This is a genomic window from Mesorhizobium sp. M0968 (assembly GCF_040319065.1).
Lineage (GTDB): Bacteria > Pseudomonadota > Alphaproteobacteria > Rhizobiales > Rhizobiaceae > Mesorhizobium.
The window spans coordinates 1-18,166 of sequence record NZ_JAMYNL010000001.1 but is presented as its reverse complement, the minus strand read 5'-3'; the positions used below and the strand labels follow the sequence as shown (position 1 = coordinate 18,166).

The 18,166-nt window shown below is 63.5% G+C and carries 13 protein-coding genes; 11 read left to right on the top strand and 2 right to left on the bottom strand.

The features are described from left to right. Window positions 1–9 precede the first annotated feature (9 nt). Window positions 10–759, bottom strand: coding sequence for a bifunctional 2-polyprenyl-6-hydroxyphenol methylase/3-demethylubiquinol 3-O-methyltransferase UbiG (ubiG, locus tag NKH67_RS00065; protein WP_352503216.1), 750 nt, complete (start codon window positions 757–759; stop codon window positions 10–12). Between the two features lie 214 nt (window positions 760–973). On the opposite strand from ubiG, the gene NKH67_RS00060 reads away from it, so the two are divergent. The 10 genes from NKH67_RS00060 (at window position 974) to NKH67_RS00015 (ending at window position 16,047) form a co-directional block, all read left to right on the top strand. Beyond that, window positions 974–1,543, top strand: a complete 570-nt coding sequence (locus tag NKH67_RS00060; protein WP_352503217.1) for a putative glycolipid-binding domain-containing protein — start codon at window positions 974–976, stop codon at window positions 1,541–1,543. Between the two features lie 121 nt (window positions 1,544–1,664). Beyond that, a complete protein-coding gene (locus tag NKH67_RS00055) occupies window positions 1,665–3,896 on the top strand; it encodes a sensor domain-containing diguanylate cyclase (protein ID WP_353030122.1) in 2,232 nt (743 codons plus the stop codon). A 163-nt stretch (window positions 3,897–4,059) separates the two neighbouring features. Continuing rightward, window positions 4,060–5,313: an aspartate kinase gene (locus NKH67_RS00050; protein ID WP_352471486.1), complete on the top strand. Its 1,254-nt coding sequence runs from the start codon at window positions 4,060–4,062 to the stop codon at window positions 5,311–5,313. A 182-nt stretch (window positions 5,314–5,495) separates the two neighbouring features. Then, entirely contained in the window at window positions 5,496–7,766 is a 2,271-nt protein-coding gene (gene ptsP, locus NKH67_RS00045; RefSeq protein ID WP_352503219.1) for a phosphoenolpyruvate--protein phosphotransferase, read from the top strand. 8 nt (window positions 7,767–7,774) lie between these two features. Beyond that, a complete protein-coding gene (prfA, locus tag NKH67_RS00040; RefSeq protein WP_352453082.1) occupies window positions 7,775–8,854 on the top strand; it encodes a peptide chain release factor 1 in 1,080 nt (359 codons plus the stop codon). Next, window positions 8,847–9,725 (top strand): peptide chain release factor N(5)-glutamine methyltransferase, encoded by an 879-nt coding sequence (prmC, locus tag NKH67_RS00035; protein ID WP_352503220.1) that lies wholly within the window; start codon window positions 8,847–8,849, stop codon window positions 9,723–9,725. The genes prfA and prmC overlap by 8 nt, the downstream gene beginning before the upstream one ends. A 304-nt stretch (window positions 9,726–10,029) precedes the next feature. Next, a complete protein-coding gene (locus tag NKH67_RS00030; protein ID WP_352503221.1) occupies window positions 10,030–10,971 on the top strand; it encodes a DUF4167 domain-containing protein in 942 nt (313 codons plus the stop codon). A 238-nt stretch (window positions 10,972–11,209) separates the two neighbouring features. Beyond that, window positions 11,210–13,816, top strand: coding sequence for an ATP-dependent chaperone ClpB (gene clpB, locus NKH67_RS00025; protein ID WP_352503222.1), 2,607 nt, complete (start codon window positions 11,210–11,212; stop codon window positions 13,814–13,816). A 145-nt stretch (window positions 13,817–13,961) separates the two neighbouring features. After that, window positions 13,962–14,327, top strand: a complete 366-nt coding sequence (locus NKH67_RS00020; RefSeq protein ID WP_352503223.1) for an MmcQ/YjbR family DNA-binding protein — start codon at window positions 13,962–13,964, stop codon at window positions 14,325–14,327. Between the two features lie 238 nt (window positions 14,328–14,565). Further along, entirely contained in the window at window positions 14,566–16,047 is a 1,482-nt protein-coding gene (locus tag NKH67_RS00015) for a L,D-transpeptidase family protein (protein WP_352503224.1), read from the top strand. Between the two features lie 23 nt (window positions 16,048–16,070). On the opposite strand, the gene NKH67_RS00010 is transcribed toward NKH67_RS00015, so the two are convergent. Further along, entirely contained in the window at window positions 16,071–16,703 is a 633-nt protein-coding gene (locus tag NKH67_RS00010; RefSeq protein ID WP_352471308.1) for a TMEM175 family protein, read from the bottom strand. Between the two features lie 168 nt (window positions 16,704–16,871). On the opposite strand from NKH67_RS00010, the gene NKH67_RS00005 reads away from it, so the two are divergent. After that, a partial coding sequence (locus NKH67_RS00005) for an MFS transporter (RefSeq protein WP_353030118.1) occupies window positions 16,872–18,166 on the top strand: 1,295 nt, incomplete at its 3' end.

The following is an 18,166-nucleotide window of genomic DNA, read 5'->3' as shown; positions in this document are numbered from 1 at the left end:
GCGTAAGCTTCAGACGGATGCCTTCTCCGCCAGCACCATGTAGTTGACGTCCATGTCCTTCGAGCGCTGCCAGCGGTCGGCGAGCGGGTTGTAGGTGACGCCGGTGCGGTCGATGACGGTCAGACCGGCGCCGGCAAGCGCCTTTTCCAGTTCCTCGGGGCGCACCAGCTTGCCGAACTGGTGGGTGCCGCGTGGCAGCCAACGCAGCACATATTCGGCGCCGATGATGGCCAGGCCCAGGGCCTTCAGCGTGCGGTTGATGGTGGCGACGAACATGATGCCGCCGGGCTTGACCATCTCGCCGCATTTGGCCAGAAACAGATCGACATTGGCGACATGCTCGACCACTTCCATGTTGAGGATGACGTCGAATTTTTCGCCGGCATCGGCAAGGTCTTCCGCGGTCGTGGCGCGATAATCCACGCTCACGCCGACTTCCGCCGCATGCAGCTTGGCCACTTCAATGTTGGTGGCGGAGGCATCGGCGCCGATCACTTCGGCGCCAAGCCGCGCCATCGGCTCGCACAAAAGCCCGCCGCCGCAGCCGATGTCAAGGAAGCGCAGGCCTTCGAACGGCCGTGCCGCACGCGGATCGCGGCCGAAGCGGGCCGCCACCTGGTCGCGGATATAGGCAAGCCGGATCGGGTTGAACTTGTGCAACGGGCGGAACTTGCCGTTCGGGTTCCACCATTCGGCGGCAAGGGCGGAAAAGCGTTCCACCTCTCCGGCATCGATCGTCGATCGTCGGGGCTCTGGCATGGCGTGGTCTCCTCGGACGCTAGGAAGTCGGGCGCGAGGCTGCGAATGTCAAGGCGCGAAATTCACCGCCGGCGGTGCGATGCGCGCGATGCCTTCCGGCGCCGCCTTTTGCCGGCTGCATTTGTGTCAGCACGTGTCAGTTGATGGTGTGCCGGAAGGAAACGCCTAGGCTTTGGCGGACGAAGCAGAGACATCGGGTTCGGAGGAGTGCGCAATGATGCGAGCGGTTGCTTCCATTCTTTGGCGCCGGCTTGACCAGGAAGGCCACGACGCTTGCCTTCTGTCGGAAGCGAGTTCCGGGTGGAACCTCAGGGGACACGCGCTTTTCGTCCAGGACGGCGAGCCGTGCAGCATCGCCTACGAGGCGGACTGCGACGCCGATTGGCATACACGATCGGCGCGCGCCGACGGCTTTCTCGGCACGCAACAGCTGCATTACAGGATCGACCGGCTGACCGAGCGCCAATGGACGCTGAACGGCGAGCATCAAGCGGAAGTCGACGGTCTCATCGATGTCGATCTCGGCTTCACGCCCGCCACAAACCTTTTGGCGCTTCGCCGTTTTGCCCTCGATGTCGGTATGGCGACGCCCGCGCCGGCAGCCTATCTGACATTTCCCGAACTCAGGCTCGTTCGCCTCGAGCAAACCTATCAGCGCGTCGATGCTGCACATTACGCCTATGCCGCCCCGATGTTCGGCTACCACGAGACACTGGAGGTCTCGTCGCTCGGTTTCGTCCTCGATTATCCGCGCCTGTGGCAGGCCATCGTGCGGACGGGCTGAACCGCCCGCGTTGGGAGTGCAACTGGCCGGTGTGGCTTAACGGCAAATTTACGATATTGGCGGTTTCTTAACGTTGGGTCAGTGTTTGGCATTTAGATTGCTGTCCGAGTAGGGCAGCCCGGTGCGCATAAGAACCCAGATAGTCGCGACATTGTTCAGCGCCGTGGCCTTGATCGGCCTGGTTGGCGGCGTTGCGATCGTCTCGCAGATATCGCTGACCAAATCCGTGGCGCTGGCCGAGGCGACAAGCGTCGCACGGCAGTTGGCCGAAACTATTGCCTTCAGGGCATCGGACGCGCCGCGTTCATTATTCGAGAGACCCGATGCGCTCCGCGAATTCGTGACTTTGCAGCACGGCCGCTCGAAACGCGATCTCGTCATCGTAGACAAAAACAAGGTTATTTTCGCCGACGTTCCGGGAGAAGAGCAAAATATCGGCACGACGTTCGACTACGATCCCGGCAATGAAATCGCCCGGACGATTGACGACGGCGTGCCGCGCAACTTCGTCGAGGCCAGTGCCGACGTGGCCGATCCGATTGACCTGGTTGCGGTGCCGATCGAGGATGCACCCGGCAAGATCGTCGGCGCCGTCCTGTTCGAGTATACGCCGCTGCTGCGTGCCGCACAGCAGCGCACGAATGATATGCTGTGGCTTGTGGGCCTGTGTACCGCGGCAGCCGTGCTGATCGCGGCGGCCTCCGCCTTCCTGTTGTTGCGAGGCTTCAGTAAAGGCCTTGCTGGTCTCAACCGCGGCATCGAATCGCTGGCGCGCGGCGACGCTGGGGCCCGTATCGGCCGCACCTCCGATGACGAGTTCGGACAGTTGGCGCAAGGGTTCGACACTATGGCCTCCGAAATCGAAGCCTCGCGCGCTCAACTTGTCGATCAGAAAGCCTACATCGAAGACATCGTCCAGACCGTTGCCGAAGGCATCGCCGTCATCGACGGCAAGGGTCAGGTCGTGTCCGTCAATCCGGCGGCAGCCGAGATCATCGGGCGGCGCAGCGACAAGGTCGTGGGGCAGGACTGGCAGTCGGCCCTGGATATCAGGGGGCCGTCGGGAGACAAGCCCGCGTCGGGAACATCTCCGGTCGAACTGGCCATGACCACCGGCCGCCGCCACCAGAATGAGGTGAGGCTGGCAAAGCCGGATGGGACCTCCTTGCCCGTGGTCGTCAGCTGCAATCCGCTCAACCGCGCCGATGGCGGCATCGTGCTGACGCTCAGCGATATCAGCGACCTGCGCAGTGCCGAGCGGGCGGTGCACGATCGTGCCGAAGAACTGGCGAGGCTCAATCGTGAACTGAAAGAGACATCGGAGGCCACGACCCGCCTGGTCAAGCTCGGCGAACTGCTTCAGGCCTGCGTCACTTTTCACGAGGCATTTTCCGTCGTCGGCTCCGCCATGCCTGATTTCTTCGGCGGATTGAGCGGAACCGTTCATCTGACCAGTGCGTCGCGCAACCTGGTGGAGGAGATGGCGCATTGGGGCACCATCCGGTCGAGCGTCGGCCAGTTCGGACCGGAAGATTGTTGGGCGCTGCGGCGCGGCCAGGAGCACGTCGCCGGTCCAGGCATGCTGACGCCGCGCTGCAACCACATCACCGAAAATGGCGGTCGCGGCTATGTCTGCATGCCTCTAGCAGCGCAGGGAGAGACGCTTGGCATCCTGCATCTGTGCGAGCCGAATGCCGTTGACAAGCCGGATTGGCTTGCCGAACGGCAGCAGATACTGCGCGGCGTCGTCGATACGCTGGCGCTGGCGCTTGCCAATCTGCGCCTGCGCGAAACGCTGCGGCAACAATCGATCCGCGACCCGAATACAGGGCTCTACAATCGCCGCTACCTCGAGGAGACCAGCAGCCGCGAGCTCAGGCGCCTGGAACGTGCCGAGCAGCCGCTGACGTTGATCATGCTCGACGTCGATCATTTCAAGCAGTTCAACGATACGTTCGGCCACGAAGCGGGGGATCTCGTCCTCAAGCAGGTGGCCGCCACGCTGGTCGACCATGTCAGGGAAAGCGACGTGGTTTCGCGCTACGGCGGCGAGGAATTTGCCTTGATGATGCCGGGAACGTCACTGGCCGATGGCGCCGATCGCGCCGAAGCGTTGCGCAAGGCGATTAAGCAGCTGCATGTCACGCATCGCGGCCGCACGCTCGGCACCATCACCGCGTCGTTCGGGGTCGCCGCCTTCCCGGAGCTCGGCGCCTCATGGGCGGAGATCGTCAATGCCGCGGATCGCGCTTTGTATCAGGCAAAGGCTGAGGGCCGTGACCGCGTCATCGCCGGAGCGGGTCTCGCCCGTGTCGAGCAGCAAAAGCCAAAACTCACCAAGAGCGTGGCTTGAAATCTGGTTGATGGACGGGGCAAGGCGACGGAATCCTCACCGCCTTGCGAAACCGCGATCATTTGGCTAAGGAGGCCGCGCATTGAGCGCCCGGCCACAGCTCGGCGCATTTTTCCGCTTTTCGGCCTTCGGTCCGGCATCCAGTCAAAGGCATTTCGCTTCTATGGCGCGCATCGTGATGAAATTCGGCGGAACCTCCGTCGCCGACATCGCCCGCATCCGCAATGTGGCGCGTCATGTCAAACGCGAGGTCGACGCCGGCCATGAGGTCGCCGTCGTGGTCTCGGCGATGTCCGGCAAGACCAACGAGCTTGTGCAATGGACCCGCGAGGCCTCGCCGATGCACGATGCGCGTGAATATGACGCCGTAGTCGCGTCCGGCGAGCAGGTCACTGCCGGCTTGCTGGCGATCGCGCTGCAGAATATCGGCGTGCATGCCCGCTCCTGGCAAGGCTGGCAGATCCCGATCAAGACCGACAACGCGCATGGCGCGGCGCGCATTCTCGATATCGACGGCGGATTCCTGATCAAGCGCTTCGGCGAAGGCCAGGTGGCGGTGGTCGCCGGTTTCCAAGGCATCGGGCCGGACAACCGGATCGCAACGCTCGGCCGCGGCGGTTCCGATACCAGCGCTGTCGCCATCGCGGCAGCGGTCAAGGCCGACCGCTGCGATATCTACACCGATGTCGACGGGGTCTACACGACCGATCCGCGCATCGAGCCGAAGGCGCGGCGGCTGGCCAAGATTTCGTTCGAGGAAATGCTCGAAATGGCCTCGCTCGGCGCCAAGGTCCTGCAGGTGCGCTCGGTCGAGCTTGCCATGGTGCACAGGGTGCGTACTTTCGTGCGGTCGTCCTTCGACGATCCCGATGCACCCGGAATGGGGGATTTGCTCAATCCGCCGGGAACGCTTATTTGCGACGAGGAAGAGATCGTGGAACAGCAGGTCGTCACCGGAATTGCCTATGCCAAGGACGAAGCGCAGATTTCGCTGCGCCGTGTCGGCGACCGGCCGGGCGTCGCCGCCGGCATTTTCGGGCCGCTGGCCGAGGCCAACATCAACGTCGACATGATCGTCCAGAACATTTCCGAGGACGGCAAGTTCACTGACATGACCTTCACCGTGCCATCCGGCGACGTCGACAAGGCGCTCGCCGTGCTCGAGCGGCTGAAGGCGACGATCGGCTACGACGTGGTGCAGTCGGAAGCCGGCATGTCGAAGGTGTCGGTCATCGGCATCGGCATGCGCAGCCATGCCGGCGTCGCCGCTACCGCCTTCAAGGCGCTGGCCGACCGCGCGATCAACATCCGCGCCATCACGACGTCCGAAATCAAGATTTCGATCCTGATCGACGGTCCCTATACGGAACTAGCAGTTCGCACTTTGCATTCCGTGTACGGTCTGGATAAGCAGTAGCAGACTGCATCGGCCCGAAAATCGGAATCGATTTTCGGAAGGCAGGATGCAGCGGATCGAAAATCTTGGAGCGGTCTTTATGCGTCCAATTGGACGATGGCGCTCTAATTGAGTTGTTGCGTTTGTGCCGCTGTGCAGGGCAACCTGCACCGGTTGAAATGCTATTGGAGGAAGAAGCCGCGATGCGTGATTCGGCCAGTGGCCCGCGCGTTTTGCTGAAACGGCTCCGCGAGCTCATGCAAGAGCCGCTGGAGCCGCAGGAGCGGCTTGACCGAATCGTGCGCGACATCGCCTCCAACATGGTTGCCGAGGTCTGCTCGCTCTATGTGCTGCGCGCCGATTCGGTGCTCGAACTCTACGCCACCGAAGGCCTGAACCCGAACGCCGTCCACCTGGCGCAGCTCAGGCTGGGCCAAGGTCTGGTCGGCACGATCGCGGCCTCGGCGCGGCCGCTCAACCTCTCCAATGCGCAGGAGCATCCTGCCTTCGCCTACCTGCCGGAGACAGGGGAAGAGATATACAATTCCTTCCTCGGCGTGCCGGTGCTGCGGGCAGGGCGGACACTCGGCGTCCTGGTCGTGCAGAACAAGACCATGCGCCATTATCGCGACGACGAGGTCGAGGCGCTGGAAACAACGGCGATGGTGATCGCCGAGATGATCGCCACCGGCGATCTGGAGCGGCTGACAAGGCCCGGCCTCGAGCTCGATCTGCGCCGCCCGGTAAGCTTTACCGGCCTGTCCTTCAACGAAGGCGTCGGTCTCGGCCATGTGGTGCTGCACGAGCCGCGCATCGTCGTCACCAATCTTTTCAACGAGGACAGCGAGGAAGAGGTCAGGCGGCTCGACGCGTCGCTCGGCTCGCTCAGGCTCTCCATCGACGACATGCTGGAGCGCCGCGACGTCGCCTTCGAGGGCGAGCATCGCCAGGTGCTCGAAGCCTATCGCATGTTCGCCAACGACCGCGGCTGGGTGCGCCGGCTCGAGGAGGCGATCCGCAACGGCCTGACGGCCGAAGCGGCGGTCGAAAAGGTGCAGAGCGACATGCGTGCCCGCATGCTGCACATGACCGATCCGTATCTGCGCGAACGGATGAGCGATTTCGACGATCTCGCCAATCGGCTGCTGCGGCAGCTGATGGGGCGCGGACCGGAGGACGTCGCGGCCTCGCTGCCCAAGGACGCCATCATCGTCGCCCGCTCGATGGGTGCTGCGGAGCTGCTCGATTATCCCAGGGACAAGCTGCGCGGGGTGGTGCTGGAGGACGGCGCCGCGACCAGCCATGTCGTCATCGTGGCGCGGGCCATGGGCATACCGGTCGCCGGCCAGATGAAGGGCGCCGTTTCCATGGCGGAAAACGGCGATGCCATCATCGTCGACGGCGAGGAAGGCGCGATCCATCTGCGCCCGCAGCCCGACCTCGAGGCGGCCTATGCCGAGAAAGTGCGTTTCCGGGCGCGCCGGCAGGAGGTCTACCGCGAGCTGCGCAAGAAGCCGTCGGTGACCAAGGACGGTGTCCAGGTCGACCTTCTGATGAATGCCGGGCTGGCGGTCGACCTGCCGCAACTGGCCGAAGCGGGCGCGGCCGGCATCGGCCTGTTCCGCACCGAGCTGCAATTCATGGTCGCCTCGACCTTTCCGCGCGCGGAAGCCCAGGAGCGCTTGTACCGTGACGTGCTCGAGGCGGCGCGCGACAAGCCGGTGACGTTCCGCACCATCGATATTGGCGGCGACAAGGTGCTGCCCTATTTCAAGGGCTCGATCCAGGAGGAAAATCCGGCGCTCGGCTGGCGGGCCATCCGCCTGACGCTCGACCGGCCTGGATTGCTGCGCACCCAGATCCGCGCGCTGCTCAAGGCGTGCGGCGGGCGCGAACTGAAGCTGATGCTGCCAATGGTGACGGAACTCGGCGAGATCGCGCAGGCGCGCGAGATCATCGATCGCGAGGTGCGGCATCTGTCGCGCTTTGCCCATCATTTGCCGACCAGCCTGAAGCTTGGGGCGATGCTGGAGGTGCCGTCGTTGCTGTTCCAGCTCGACGAACTGATGAAGGCGGTCGATTTCGTCTCGGTCGGCTCGAACGACCTGTTCCAGTTCGTCATGGCGGTGGACCGTGGCAATACCCAATTGTCCGACCGCTTCGACCCGCTGTCGACGCCGTTCCTGCGTGTTTTGAAGCAAATTGCCGATGCCGGGGCTCGCAACCAGACGCCGGTGACCTTGTGCGGCGAACTTGCCGGCAAGCCGATCTCGGCGATGGCGCTGATCGGCCTTGGCTACCGCTCGATCTCGATGTCGCCGGCATCGATCGGCCCGGTCAAGGCGATGCTGACGGAACTGCCGCTCAGCGAGTTGGAAGCGTTCTTCGACGACAATCTGATGGCGCCGGCGCATGGCCTGCCGATGCGGGCGCTGCTGCAAGCCTTTGCCGACGACCGCTCTATACCGCTATAGACTTCGCCATGATCAACCTGCCCCGCGACCGTATGGATCAAGTCGTCAAGCGTTTCGACATGCTCGAAGCGCAGATGTCGGCCGGGCCAGCGCCGGACGCCTATGTCAGGATGGCCTCCGAATATGCCGATATCCAGGAGATGGTGGCAAAGATCAGGGCGCTGCGCGCCGCCGAGCGCGAACAGGCCGATCTGGAGGCGATGCTCGCCGACAAGGGCACCGACGCCGAGATGCGGGCCTTGGCCGAGGCCGACCTGCCAGGGGTCAAGCATCACATCGAGGCGCTGCAGAAGGACATCCAAATCCTGCTGTTGCCCAAGGATGCCGCCGACGACAAGAACGCCATCCTCGAGATCCGCGCCGGCACCGGCGGCGACGAGGCGGCGCTTTTCGCCGGCGACCTGTTTCGCATGTACGAGCGCTATGCCGCGGCGCATGGCTGGCGTTTCGAGACGGTGTCGGCCAGCGAGGGTGAGGTCGGCGGCTACAAGGAAATCATCGCCACCGTTTCGGGCAAGGGCGTCTTTGCCCATCTGAAGTTCGAATCCGGCGTGCACCGGGTGCAGCGCGTGCCGACGACCGAAGCGGGCGGACGCATTCATACCTCGGCGGCGACGGTCGCGGTGCTGCCGGAAGCCGAAGAGGTCGACATCGACATCAGGGCCGATGACATCCGCATTGACACGATGCGCGCCTCGGGTTCCGGCGGCCAGCACGTCAACACCACCGATTCGGCCGTGCGCATCACCCATCTGCCGACCGGCATTATGGTGGTGCAGGCGGAAAAGTCGCAGCACCAGAACCGGGCGAAGGCCATGCAGATCCTGCGCGCCAGGCTCTACGACCTCGAGCGCAGCAAGGCGGACGAGGAACGTTCCGAATCGCGCAAGTCGCAGGTCGGCTCGGGCGACCGCTCGGAACGCATCCGCACCTATAATTTTCCGCAGGGTCGCGTCACCGATCATCGTATCAACCTGACGCTCTATAAGCTCGACCGGGTGATGATGGGCGAACTCGACGAGATCATCGACGCGCTGATCGCCGATCACCAGTCGAAGCTGCTCGCCGATATCGGCATCGATGGCTGACAGCCTGCCCGCCACGCTGGCGCCGCTGCTGCGGGAGGCGCGAAACCGGCTCACCGCAGCCGGGATCGCGGATCCGGCGCTCGATGCCAGGCTGATCGTCGAGCATTTTTCCGGCACCAGTCGCACGCAGGCCATCGCCGATCCCGGGCGCGCTGTCGATGCGGACGTGACGGCGGTAATCGAAGCCGCCTTGCGGCGGCGCATCGCCGGCGAACCGGTGCACCGCATCCTCGGTTATCGCGAATTCTACGGCTTGCGCCTGTCGCTTTCGCCGCAAACGCTGGAGCCGCGGCCGGATACCGAAACGCTGGTCGAGGCTATACTGCCCTTCGTCAAGGCAATGGCGGCAAGCGAGGGCGACTGCCGCATCCTCGATCTAGGGACCGGTACCGGTGCCATCGCGCTGGCGCTGCTCAGCGCCGTTCCGGCCGCGACCGCCACCGGCGTTGACATTTCGCAGGAGGCGCTGGCCACAGCCATGCGTAATGCCGGGGAATTGGGGCTCGCCGGCCGGTTCACGCCACTCAAATCCGACTGGTTTGAAAAAGTTTCTGGCCGGTACCATGTAATTGTCGCAAACCCTCCCTATATACCCTCAGACGACATTGGAAATCTGCAGGACGAGGTCCGCGGTTTCGATCCACGCCAGGCCCTCGATGGCGGCGTGGACGGTCTGAGCCCCTACAGGAAGATCGCCGCGGGAGCGGCAGCGTATTTGGAACTCCAAGGCAGGATTGCGGTCGAGATCGGCCATACGCAGCACCAACAGGTTACGGAGATATTCTCCGCGGCCGGGTACCGTTCGGTCGGGGTGTTTCGTGATCTCGGCGGAAACGACAGAGTTCTTGTGTTCGAACGGTGGAAGCCGTGATGCAGTGCGAAAAAAGCGCTTGGCAATACCGGGGAATGCGGCTAGGGTCGCCTTAACCGGATGAGACGAAGCAGGCAGTGCTCTTAGCGATTCGGTTTTCCTTGGAAATAGCTGCCTTCTTGCGCAAACGACGCCCAAGCTTCGTGCGGGAATCGTCCGGCAAGTGAAGTAACCGGAACAGGATGGCACGTGGCGCCAACGCAATTGATGCGGGCGAACGCCGGTGAAGGAACGAAACGGCTGGCCGCATGAGCGCCTCCGTTCGTGAAGAGTTTTTCGAAAATTTCAAAGTGAAGAGAGTCTAATGAGGCCACAACAGCAAAACAGGCGCATGCGCGGTCGCAACAACAATGGCGGCGGCGGCAACAACAATAACAACAACAACCGTAAGGGGCCTAATCCCCTGACGCGCAACTACGAGAGCAACGGCCCGGACGTGAAGATCCGCGGATCGGCTCAGCAGATTGCCGAGAAGTACGCAACCCTTGCCCGTGACGCGCAAAGCTCCGGCGACCGGGTGATGGCGGAAAACTATCTCCAGCATGCAGAGCACTATAACCGCATCATCGCAGCCGCTCAGGCGCAGATGCCGATCCAGAACGCCCAGCAGAATCGCGACGATTTCGACGATGACGGCGACGAGGATCGCGACGAGTTCGACAATGCCGGCAACAACAATGCCAACGAGGCATCGGCTTCGGCCAATCACGGGGCCGGCCCGCAGCCGGTCATCGATGGCACGCCGGCCGAGCTGGCGCTGAACCAGGAAAACAGCCGCGACAATCGGGGCGGCCGCGACAACCGTGACGGCCGCGACAACAATGGCGGACGCCACCGCGACCGTCGCCCCAATGGCGGTTACGGCCAGAACGGCCAGCGCGGCGAGTATGGCGCGCGCGGCGAGCAGCAGGGTGGCCAACGCGTCGAACAGCCACGGCGCGACGAGACGCCGGCGCAGGCGGAGCCCGTGCCGGCCGCTGAGCCGGTCTTTGTGAGCGAGCCCGCACCGCAATTCGAAAACCTTTCGCCAGCGGGTCTCGCCGCCCAGGCCGAGCTCAACGAAGCCGCGGCCGAAAACAGCCCGGCACGCCGCCCCAGGCGTCCGCGCCGTCCGCGGCTCGATGTCGAACAGGCAAATGGCGGCAACGACAATGCCGTCCCTGACAGTGCCGAGACTGGCAAGGTCGATGCAGCGCCGGCTGAAGACGCAGGCGGTCAACCTATTATTGCCGACGTCGAGAATTGATCGGAAAAACGTTCAGTCGATCTTAGCGCATCCTTTACCCCAGGCGGCGGAGAGAAATCTCCGCCGTTTTTGCTTTGCGCGCTCGGAATATTATGCATTCGCCAGTGTCGAGGCGTCTTGAGGGTCCGTGGTTTGCGTCCCATATCTTGCGTGAACAGGATCCGGCTCGAACGGGCGGGTCCGTCACCGCAATCTGATCCGGTGCCGCGAAGCGGGCCGGTGACGGAAGGAGACAGGCATGAATCTTGAAAAATATTCCGAGCGCGTGCGCGGCTTTATCCAGTCCGCACAAACCATGGCGCTTTCCCGCAATCACCAGCAATTCACCCCCGAGCATATCCTCAAGGTCCTTGTCGATGACGACGAGGGCCTGGCTGCGTCGCTGATCGAGCGCGCCGGCGGCAATGTCCGTGACGTCAAGCTCGGCGTCGAAACGGCACTGGAGGCAATGCCCAAGGTCGAGGGCGGCAATGGCCAGCTCTATCTGGCGCAGCCGCTGGCAAAGGTGTTTTCGACCGCCGAGGAACTGGCCAAGAAGGCCAGTGACAGCTTCGTTACCGTCGAACGGCTATTGCAGGCGCTGGCCATGGAAAAATCGGCCAAGACCGCCGACATCCTGTCCAAGGCGGGTGTCACGCCGCAGGCGCTGAACCAGGTCATCAACGACGTACGCAAAGGTCGCACTGCCGATTCGGCGAGCGCCGAGCAGGGCTACGACGCGCTGAAGAAATACGCGCGCGACCTGACGGCGGACGCCCGCGCGGGCAAGCTCGATCCGGTCATCGGCCGCGACGACGAAATCCGCCGCACCATCCAGGTGCTGTCGCGCCGCACCAAGAACAACCCAGTGCTGATCGGCGAACCCGGCGTCGGCAAGACGGCGATCGCCGAAGGGCTGGCGCTGCGCATCGTCAATGGCGATGTGCCGGAATCGCTCAAGGACAAGCAGCTGATGGCCCTCGACATGGGGTCGCTGATCGCCGGCGCCAAATACCGCGGCGAGTTCGAGGAGCGGCTGAAGGCGGTGCTTTCCGAAGTCACGTCTGCCGCCGGCGGCATCATTCTGTTCATCGACGAGATGCACACGCTTGTCGGTGCCGGCAAGGCGGATGGCGCCATGGACGCGTCGAATCTGCTGAAGCCGGCGCTCGCCCGCGGCGAACTGCATTGTGTCGGCGCAACCACGCTCGACGAATACCGCAAGCATGTCGAGAAGGATGCGGCCCTTGCCCGCCGCTTCCAGCCGGTCTTCGTCAATGAGCCGACGGTCGAAGACACTGTCTCGATCCTGCGCGGCCTGAAAGAGAAATACGAGCAGCACCACAAGGTGCGCATCTCGGATTCGGCACTGGTCGCGGCCGCAACCCTGTCCAACCGCTACATCGCTGACCGCTTCCTGCCGGACAAGGCGATCGACCTGGTCGACGAGGCCGCGTCGCGGCTCCGCATGCAGGTCGATTCGAAGCCCGAGGCGCTGGACGAGATCGACCGCCGCATCATGCAGCTCAAGATCGAGCGCGAGGCGCTGAAGGTCGAGAAGGACGATGCCTCGAAGGACCGGCTCGCGCGGCTCGAGAAGGAACTCTCGAACCTCGAGGAGGAATCGACCGAGCTGACCTCGAAATGGCAGGCCGAGAAGCAGAAGCTCGGGCTTGCCGCCGACCTCAAGAAACAGCTCGACGAGGCGCGCAACGAACTTGCCATCGCCCAGCGCCAAGGTGAATTCCAGCGCGCCGGCGAACTTGCTTACGGCAAGATCCCGGAACTCGAAAAGCAGCTGAAGCAGGCCGAAGCCAGGGATGGCAAGGCCGGCATGGTCGAAGAAGTGGTCGGCCCCGATCACGTCGCCCATATCGTCTCGCGCTGGACGGGGATCCCGGTCGACAAGATGCTGGAAGGCGAGCGCGACAAGCTGTTGCGCATGGAAGACGAGGTCGGCAAGCGCGTCGTCGGCCAGGGCGAGGCGGTGCAGGCAGTGTCGAAAGCGGTGCGCCGTGCGCGCGCCGGCCTGCAGGACCCGAACCGGCCGCTCGGCTCGTTCATGTTCCTCGGGCCGACGGGCGTCGGCAAGACCGAACTGACGAAGGCGCTGGCCAGCTTCCTGTTCGACGACGAGAGCGCGATGGTGCGCATCGACATGTCGGAGTTCATGGAGAAGCATTCGGTCGCCCGGCTGATCGGCGCGCCTCCCGGCTATGTCGGCTACGAGGAAGGCGGCGCGCTGACCGAAGCGATACGGCGCCGGCCCTATCAGGTCGTGCTGTTCGACGAGATCGAGAAGGCACATCCTGATGTCTTCAACGTGCTGCTGCAGGTGCTGGACGACGGCCGGCTGACCGACGGGCAGGGCCGCACGGTCGACTTCCGCAATACGCTGATCATCATGACGTCCAATCTCGGCGGCGAATATCTGGTCAATCTCGGCGAGGACCAGGATGTCGACGTCGTGCGCGACGAGGTGATGAATGTCGTCAGGGCTTCGTTCCGGCCGGAATTCCTCAACCGCATCGACGAGGTAATCCTGTTCCACCGGCTGCGCCGGCAGGATATGGGTCGTATCGTCGAGATCCAGCTCAAGCGCCTGGAAAACCTGCTTGTCGACCGCAAGATCGCGCTTTCGCTCGATCAGGAGGCGATCGATTGGCTGGCGGCCAAGGGCTATGACCCTGCCTATGGCGCGCGGCCGCTGAAGCGGGTGATGCAGAAGGAATTGCAGGACCCGCTGGCGGAAAAGATCCTGCTCGGCGAGATCCTCGACGGCTCGACCGTCAAGGTCACCGCCGGCTCCGACCGCTTGAACTTCCGCTCGAAGCCCGCGGTCGTGGCAACCGAGGCAGCCGCCTGAGCTCAAGCCAGGAGCCTGTTCCATCCCGATCGAATCGGGATGGAATTCCTATCTTCAATCTCGACCATGATCCTTTCCGAAAAACCGGCATACCCTTTTGTTACGCCGGCCTTCGGTTCATTGTCTAACACTTGGTGGGGCGCAGATGACATTGGACGACTACAATAGTTTCTGCGCCTCGCTGCCTTCGACGACCCACGTCGTGCAGTGGGGCGGCGCCCATGTCTGGAAGGTCGGCGGCAAGGTCTTCGCGATCGGCGGCTGGAGTGAGGGCAAGGAGCCGTTCGTTACCTTCAAATGCTCCGACATCGCCTATGACGTGCTGAGGGAGCAGCCGGGCCTTCGGCCGGCGCCCTATCTTGCCTCACGCGGCATGAAATGGATCCAGCGCCAGACCGGCGAAAGCATGGATGATGGCGCGCTGAAGGATTACCTGCGCGAAAGCCACCGTCTTGTCGTGCTGAAGCTGACGAGGCAGGCGCGCAAGGAATTGGGACTCGCTGCCGGTTAATCGGTCAGAAATCCGCCATCTTCATGCCCGGTTCATATTGGAACCTTATCGTTGGCAACTGATTTGCTGGCGAAGGGGTTCGCCTACCACATCAGCCCGAAATCGAGTTTTGATTTTCGCAAAGCACGATGCGGAGATTTAAAGCGTTAGAGCGTCCTTTGCGCGTCGAAAAAGACGTGCGGCGCTTTGAAGAGACAATGCCGGCGGCGGCAATTACGGACCGGAGAATTTGGCCATCATGTTGCGCACCATCTTCACCCTTTCAGCGCTTGCTGCCGGGCTGCTGGCGTCGAATGCGATGGCCTCGCCAATAGTGGATACCGCGCCACGGGTGGTTCGTGCCGCCAATGGCGGCGGCGTTCTGATTGCCCAGAACGGCAATCTCGACATCTATTACGACGCCAGGGGAAACCGCGTCATCGTCGATGCGGAGACCGGCAAGGTTATCGCCATCCAGCCGCCGCAGACCAGGCTCGACCGCCGTGCCTTGCGCCGCGAGCGCTTGCGCAACCTCGGACCGGTCGAGGACGACCCCTATTATCTCGACGACCCTGAGGACACGGCGCGGTTCCGCCGCAGGCAGATGGAAGACGAGGGCAGGGTCATCATACCGCCGGCTGACGAGTACGACCCCTATGGCGACAATTCGGTGGAAGCCTTCCCCGAAGCGCCACGGGATGACGGCTACGGCAACGGTTATCCGGAGGCAGCGCAGCCGGTAAAGCCGCGCACCATCGAGCGCCAGCCGCTCAACGAGGCCTCGATCGAGCCGATCGAGCCGACGGTGCCGAACGAGCAGGTCGCCTTACCGCCAGACACAGCCCCGCCGCCAAGCACTGGCGGCAAGACGGCGGTCGACCCGTCGCTTGCGCTCGGCGCCCGCGAGGACGTGGCGGCACTGCAGGTGCTGCTCGACCGTGCCGGTTCTTCGCCCGGCGTCATCGACGGACGCTTCGGCTCGAATGTCGACAAGGCACTTGCCGCCTATAACGAAATCACCGGCAGCAATCTGAAATCCACCGACGCGGTCGGTATCCAGGCCGCCCTGGCGCAATCCGGTGGCGATGCCTTCGCCTCCTACACGATCACGCCCGAGGATGCGGCCGGTCCCTATGTCGCCTCGATACCGGAGGACTACAGCCAAAAGGCCCAGCTCGATCGGATGGGCTACACGTCGGTACCCGAAGCGCTGGCCGAGCGCTTCCATATGGATGAAACCTATCTGAACAAGCTCAATCCGGACGCCAATTTCAATCGTCCGGGCACCATCATCAAGGTCGCCAATTTCGGCAGGCTGGCGGCGACGCCGGTGGCGCGCATCATCGCCGACAAGTCCAATAAGCAGGTCCGCGCCTATGACGCGGCGGGCAAGCTGGTCGCAGCCTATCCGGCGACTATCGGCTCGTCCGACACGCCGTCGCCGTCCGGCACGCATGCGGTGTCGCGTGTCGCATTGGACCCGAACTACACCTACAACCCGAACATCAATTTCAAGCAGGGCGAAAACGACAGGATCCTGACCATCCCGCCGGGGCCGAACGGCCCGGTCGGCTCGGTCTGGATTGCGCTGGACAAGCCGACCTACGGCATCCACGGCACGCCGGATCCGTCCAAGATCGGCAAGACCGAAAGCCATGGCTGCGTGCGGCTGACCAATTGGGACGCGCGCGAGCTTGCCAAGATCGTGACGCCCGGCGTTATCGTGGAGTTCGTCGACTAAAGCGCAACGCCCGCGCGCCCGAATCACCCGATGACCTTGCGCAGCAGTGGCGCGCGCGGCGCTGCGGCATAGATCAGCTGCACCACCAGGATGAAGCCGACGCTGAGCAACGGGCTGATCAGGCAAAGTGCAGCGCCGACGGCCCACAGGATCTGTGCCTTGACGATGCGCAGATAGACCGTTCGGGTGGTCTCCGCGTCGACACCTTCGGCCAGAAATCCGTTTTTGTCCGCGTAGCGCCAACTGGCGAGCAGCGTCAGTCCGAGCATCAAAAGATTGAACCAGTAGGCGAGCACCGCAGTCCTGAATTCGAGGAAGTCGGCGAGAAGGTCGGTCGAGAACGGCAGCAAGGCGATGAAGCCGAGGAAGCAGAGGTTCAGCGTGGCAAGCCGCCGGTCGGATTTTGCAATCAGCCCGTGTTGCGCCTGCTGGCCGAACCAGAAGATGGTCAGCGTCAGGAAGCTGAGCGCATAGGTCAGGAAGCGCGGCGCCAGTGCTGTGATCGCTGTGATCAACTCGCGTTCGGAATGCACCGTTTCATGCGCCGGCACCCTGATCTCGAGGACGATCAGGGTGAGCGCGATGGCGAACACGCCGTCGGTGATGCCGACGACGCGCCCGCGTCCTTCCGCCGAGGGTTCGAGCGGCCGTTTCATACGGTATTTCCCCCTTGTCTGTAGCGCTGCGAGAAGCTTAGCACGGCACTTGCCGTTTGCACCCTGAGCGGCGTGATCCTGCCTGTGTGGCCAGGTTGGACCTGGTTTCAACGAGAACAGTCTGCTGGCCGGTTGTCGCCGGCGCGCCGGCGATCTAGGTAAGGCGGCATGCACACGCCAACCAAAGTCGGTACCGGCGCCGTTCCCCTGACCGGCTCACTTCCCGCCGATACGTTCTGTCCGCAGGCGCAGCGGCGGTTCGTGCTGATCGCCGCGATCCTGGCTTCTGCGCTCGGCTTCATCGACGGGTCGGTCCTGGCCATTGCGACGCCGGCGATCCGCGTCGACCTCGGCGCCAGCCTCGCCGAGGCACAATGGATTTCCAATGCCTACGCATTGACACTCTCAGCCCTCATTCTCGTCGGCGGCGCCGCCGGCGATCGCTTCGGCCTGCGCCACTCCTTCGTCGCCGGCATCGTCCTGTTCATTGCCGCCTCGCTTGCCTGCGCGCTGGCGCCTAACCCGGCGGGGCTTATTGCGTTTCGGGCTATCCAGGGTGTCGGAGCGGCCATCATGGTGCCGGGCAGCCTGGCCATTATCGCCAAAGCCTATCCGAAAAAGGAACGCGGCCGGGCGATCGGCATCTGGGCCGCAGCATCAGCACTGACGACGGCGCTCGGCCCGGTGCTGGGCGGCTTCGTGCTGTCGGCGTTCGGCGACGGCATCTGGCGGGCGATCTTCGCCATCAATCTGCCGCTCGGCCTTATCTCGGTCTATCTTCTGCTGGCCAAGGTCCCTGCCGACGCGCCGGTGGAAAAGCGCAGCCTCGATCTCGGCGGCGCTGCACTCGCCATATTGGCGTTCGGAGCTCTCGCTTACGGTCTGACCTCGATCAGTGGCGACGGGGAGGGGCTGATGTCCGGCCCGAGTATTGCCGCCGGTGCGGTTTTGCTCGTCGTGTTCATCGTCTTCGAGCGCCGGCGGCGCGAGCCGATGATCGATCTGTCGTTGTTTCGGATCGGCGCGTTCGCGGGCGCCAATGTGGCTACCTTCTTCCTTTATTTTGCGCTGTCGGCCAATCTGTTCTATCTGCCGATGCTCATGATCGCCGGATGGGGGCTGAGCGCGGCCGAGGTCGGTTTCATCTTCTTGCCGCTTTCGGCATTGATCGCAGTGTTGTCCGGACCGGTCGGCCAGTGGTCCGACCGCATCGGGCCTCGCTTTCCGATCGCCAGCGGCAGTCTGGTTGTGGCTCTTGCCTTTGCCGGACTTGCCTTGCTGGCCTATTGGGGCATCCACAATTTCTGGATCGGGGTATTCCCGCTGATGGCATTGATGGGGCTCGGCATGGCGCTGGTGGTATCGCCGCTGTCGAGCGCCCCCGATAAGGGGGGGGGGGGCCAAGATAAAGGGGGGGGCGCGCGGGGAGACAAACCCCCGGCGCGCCGCCGGGGGCGGCTTTG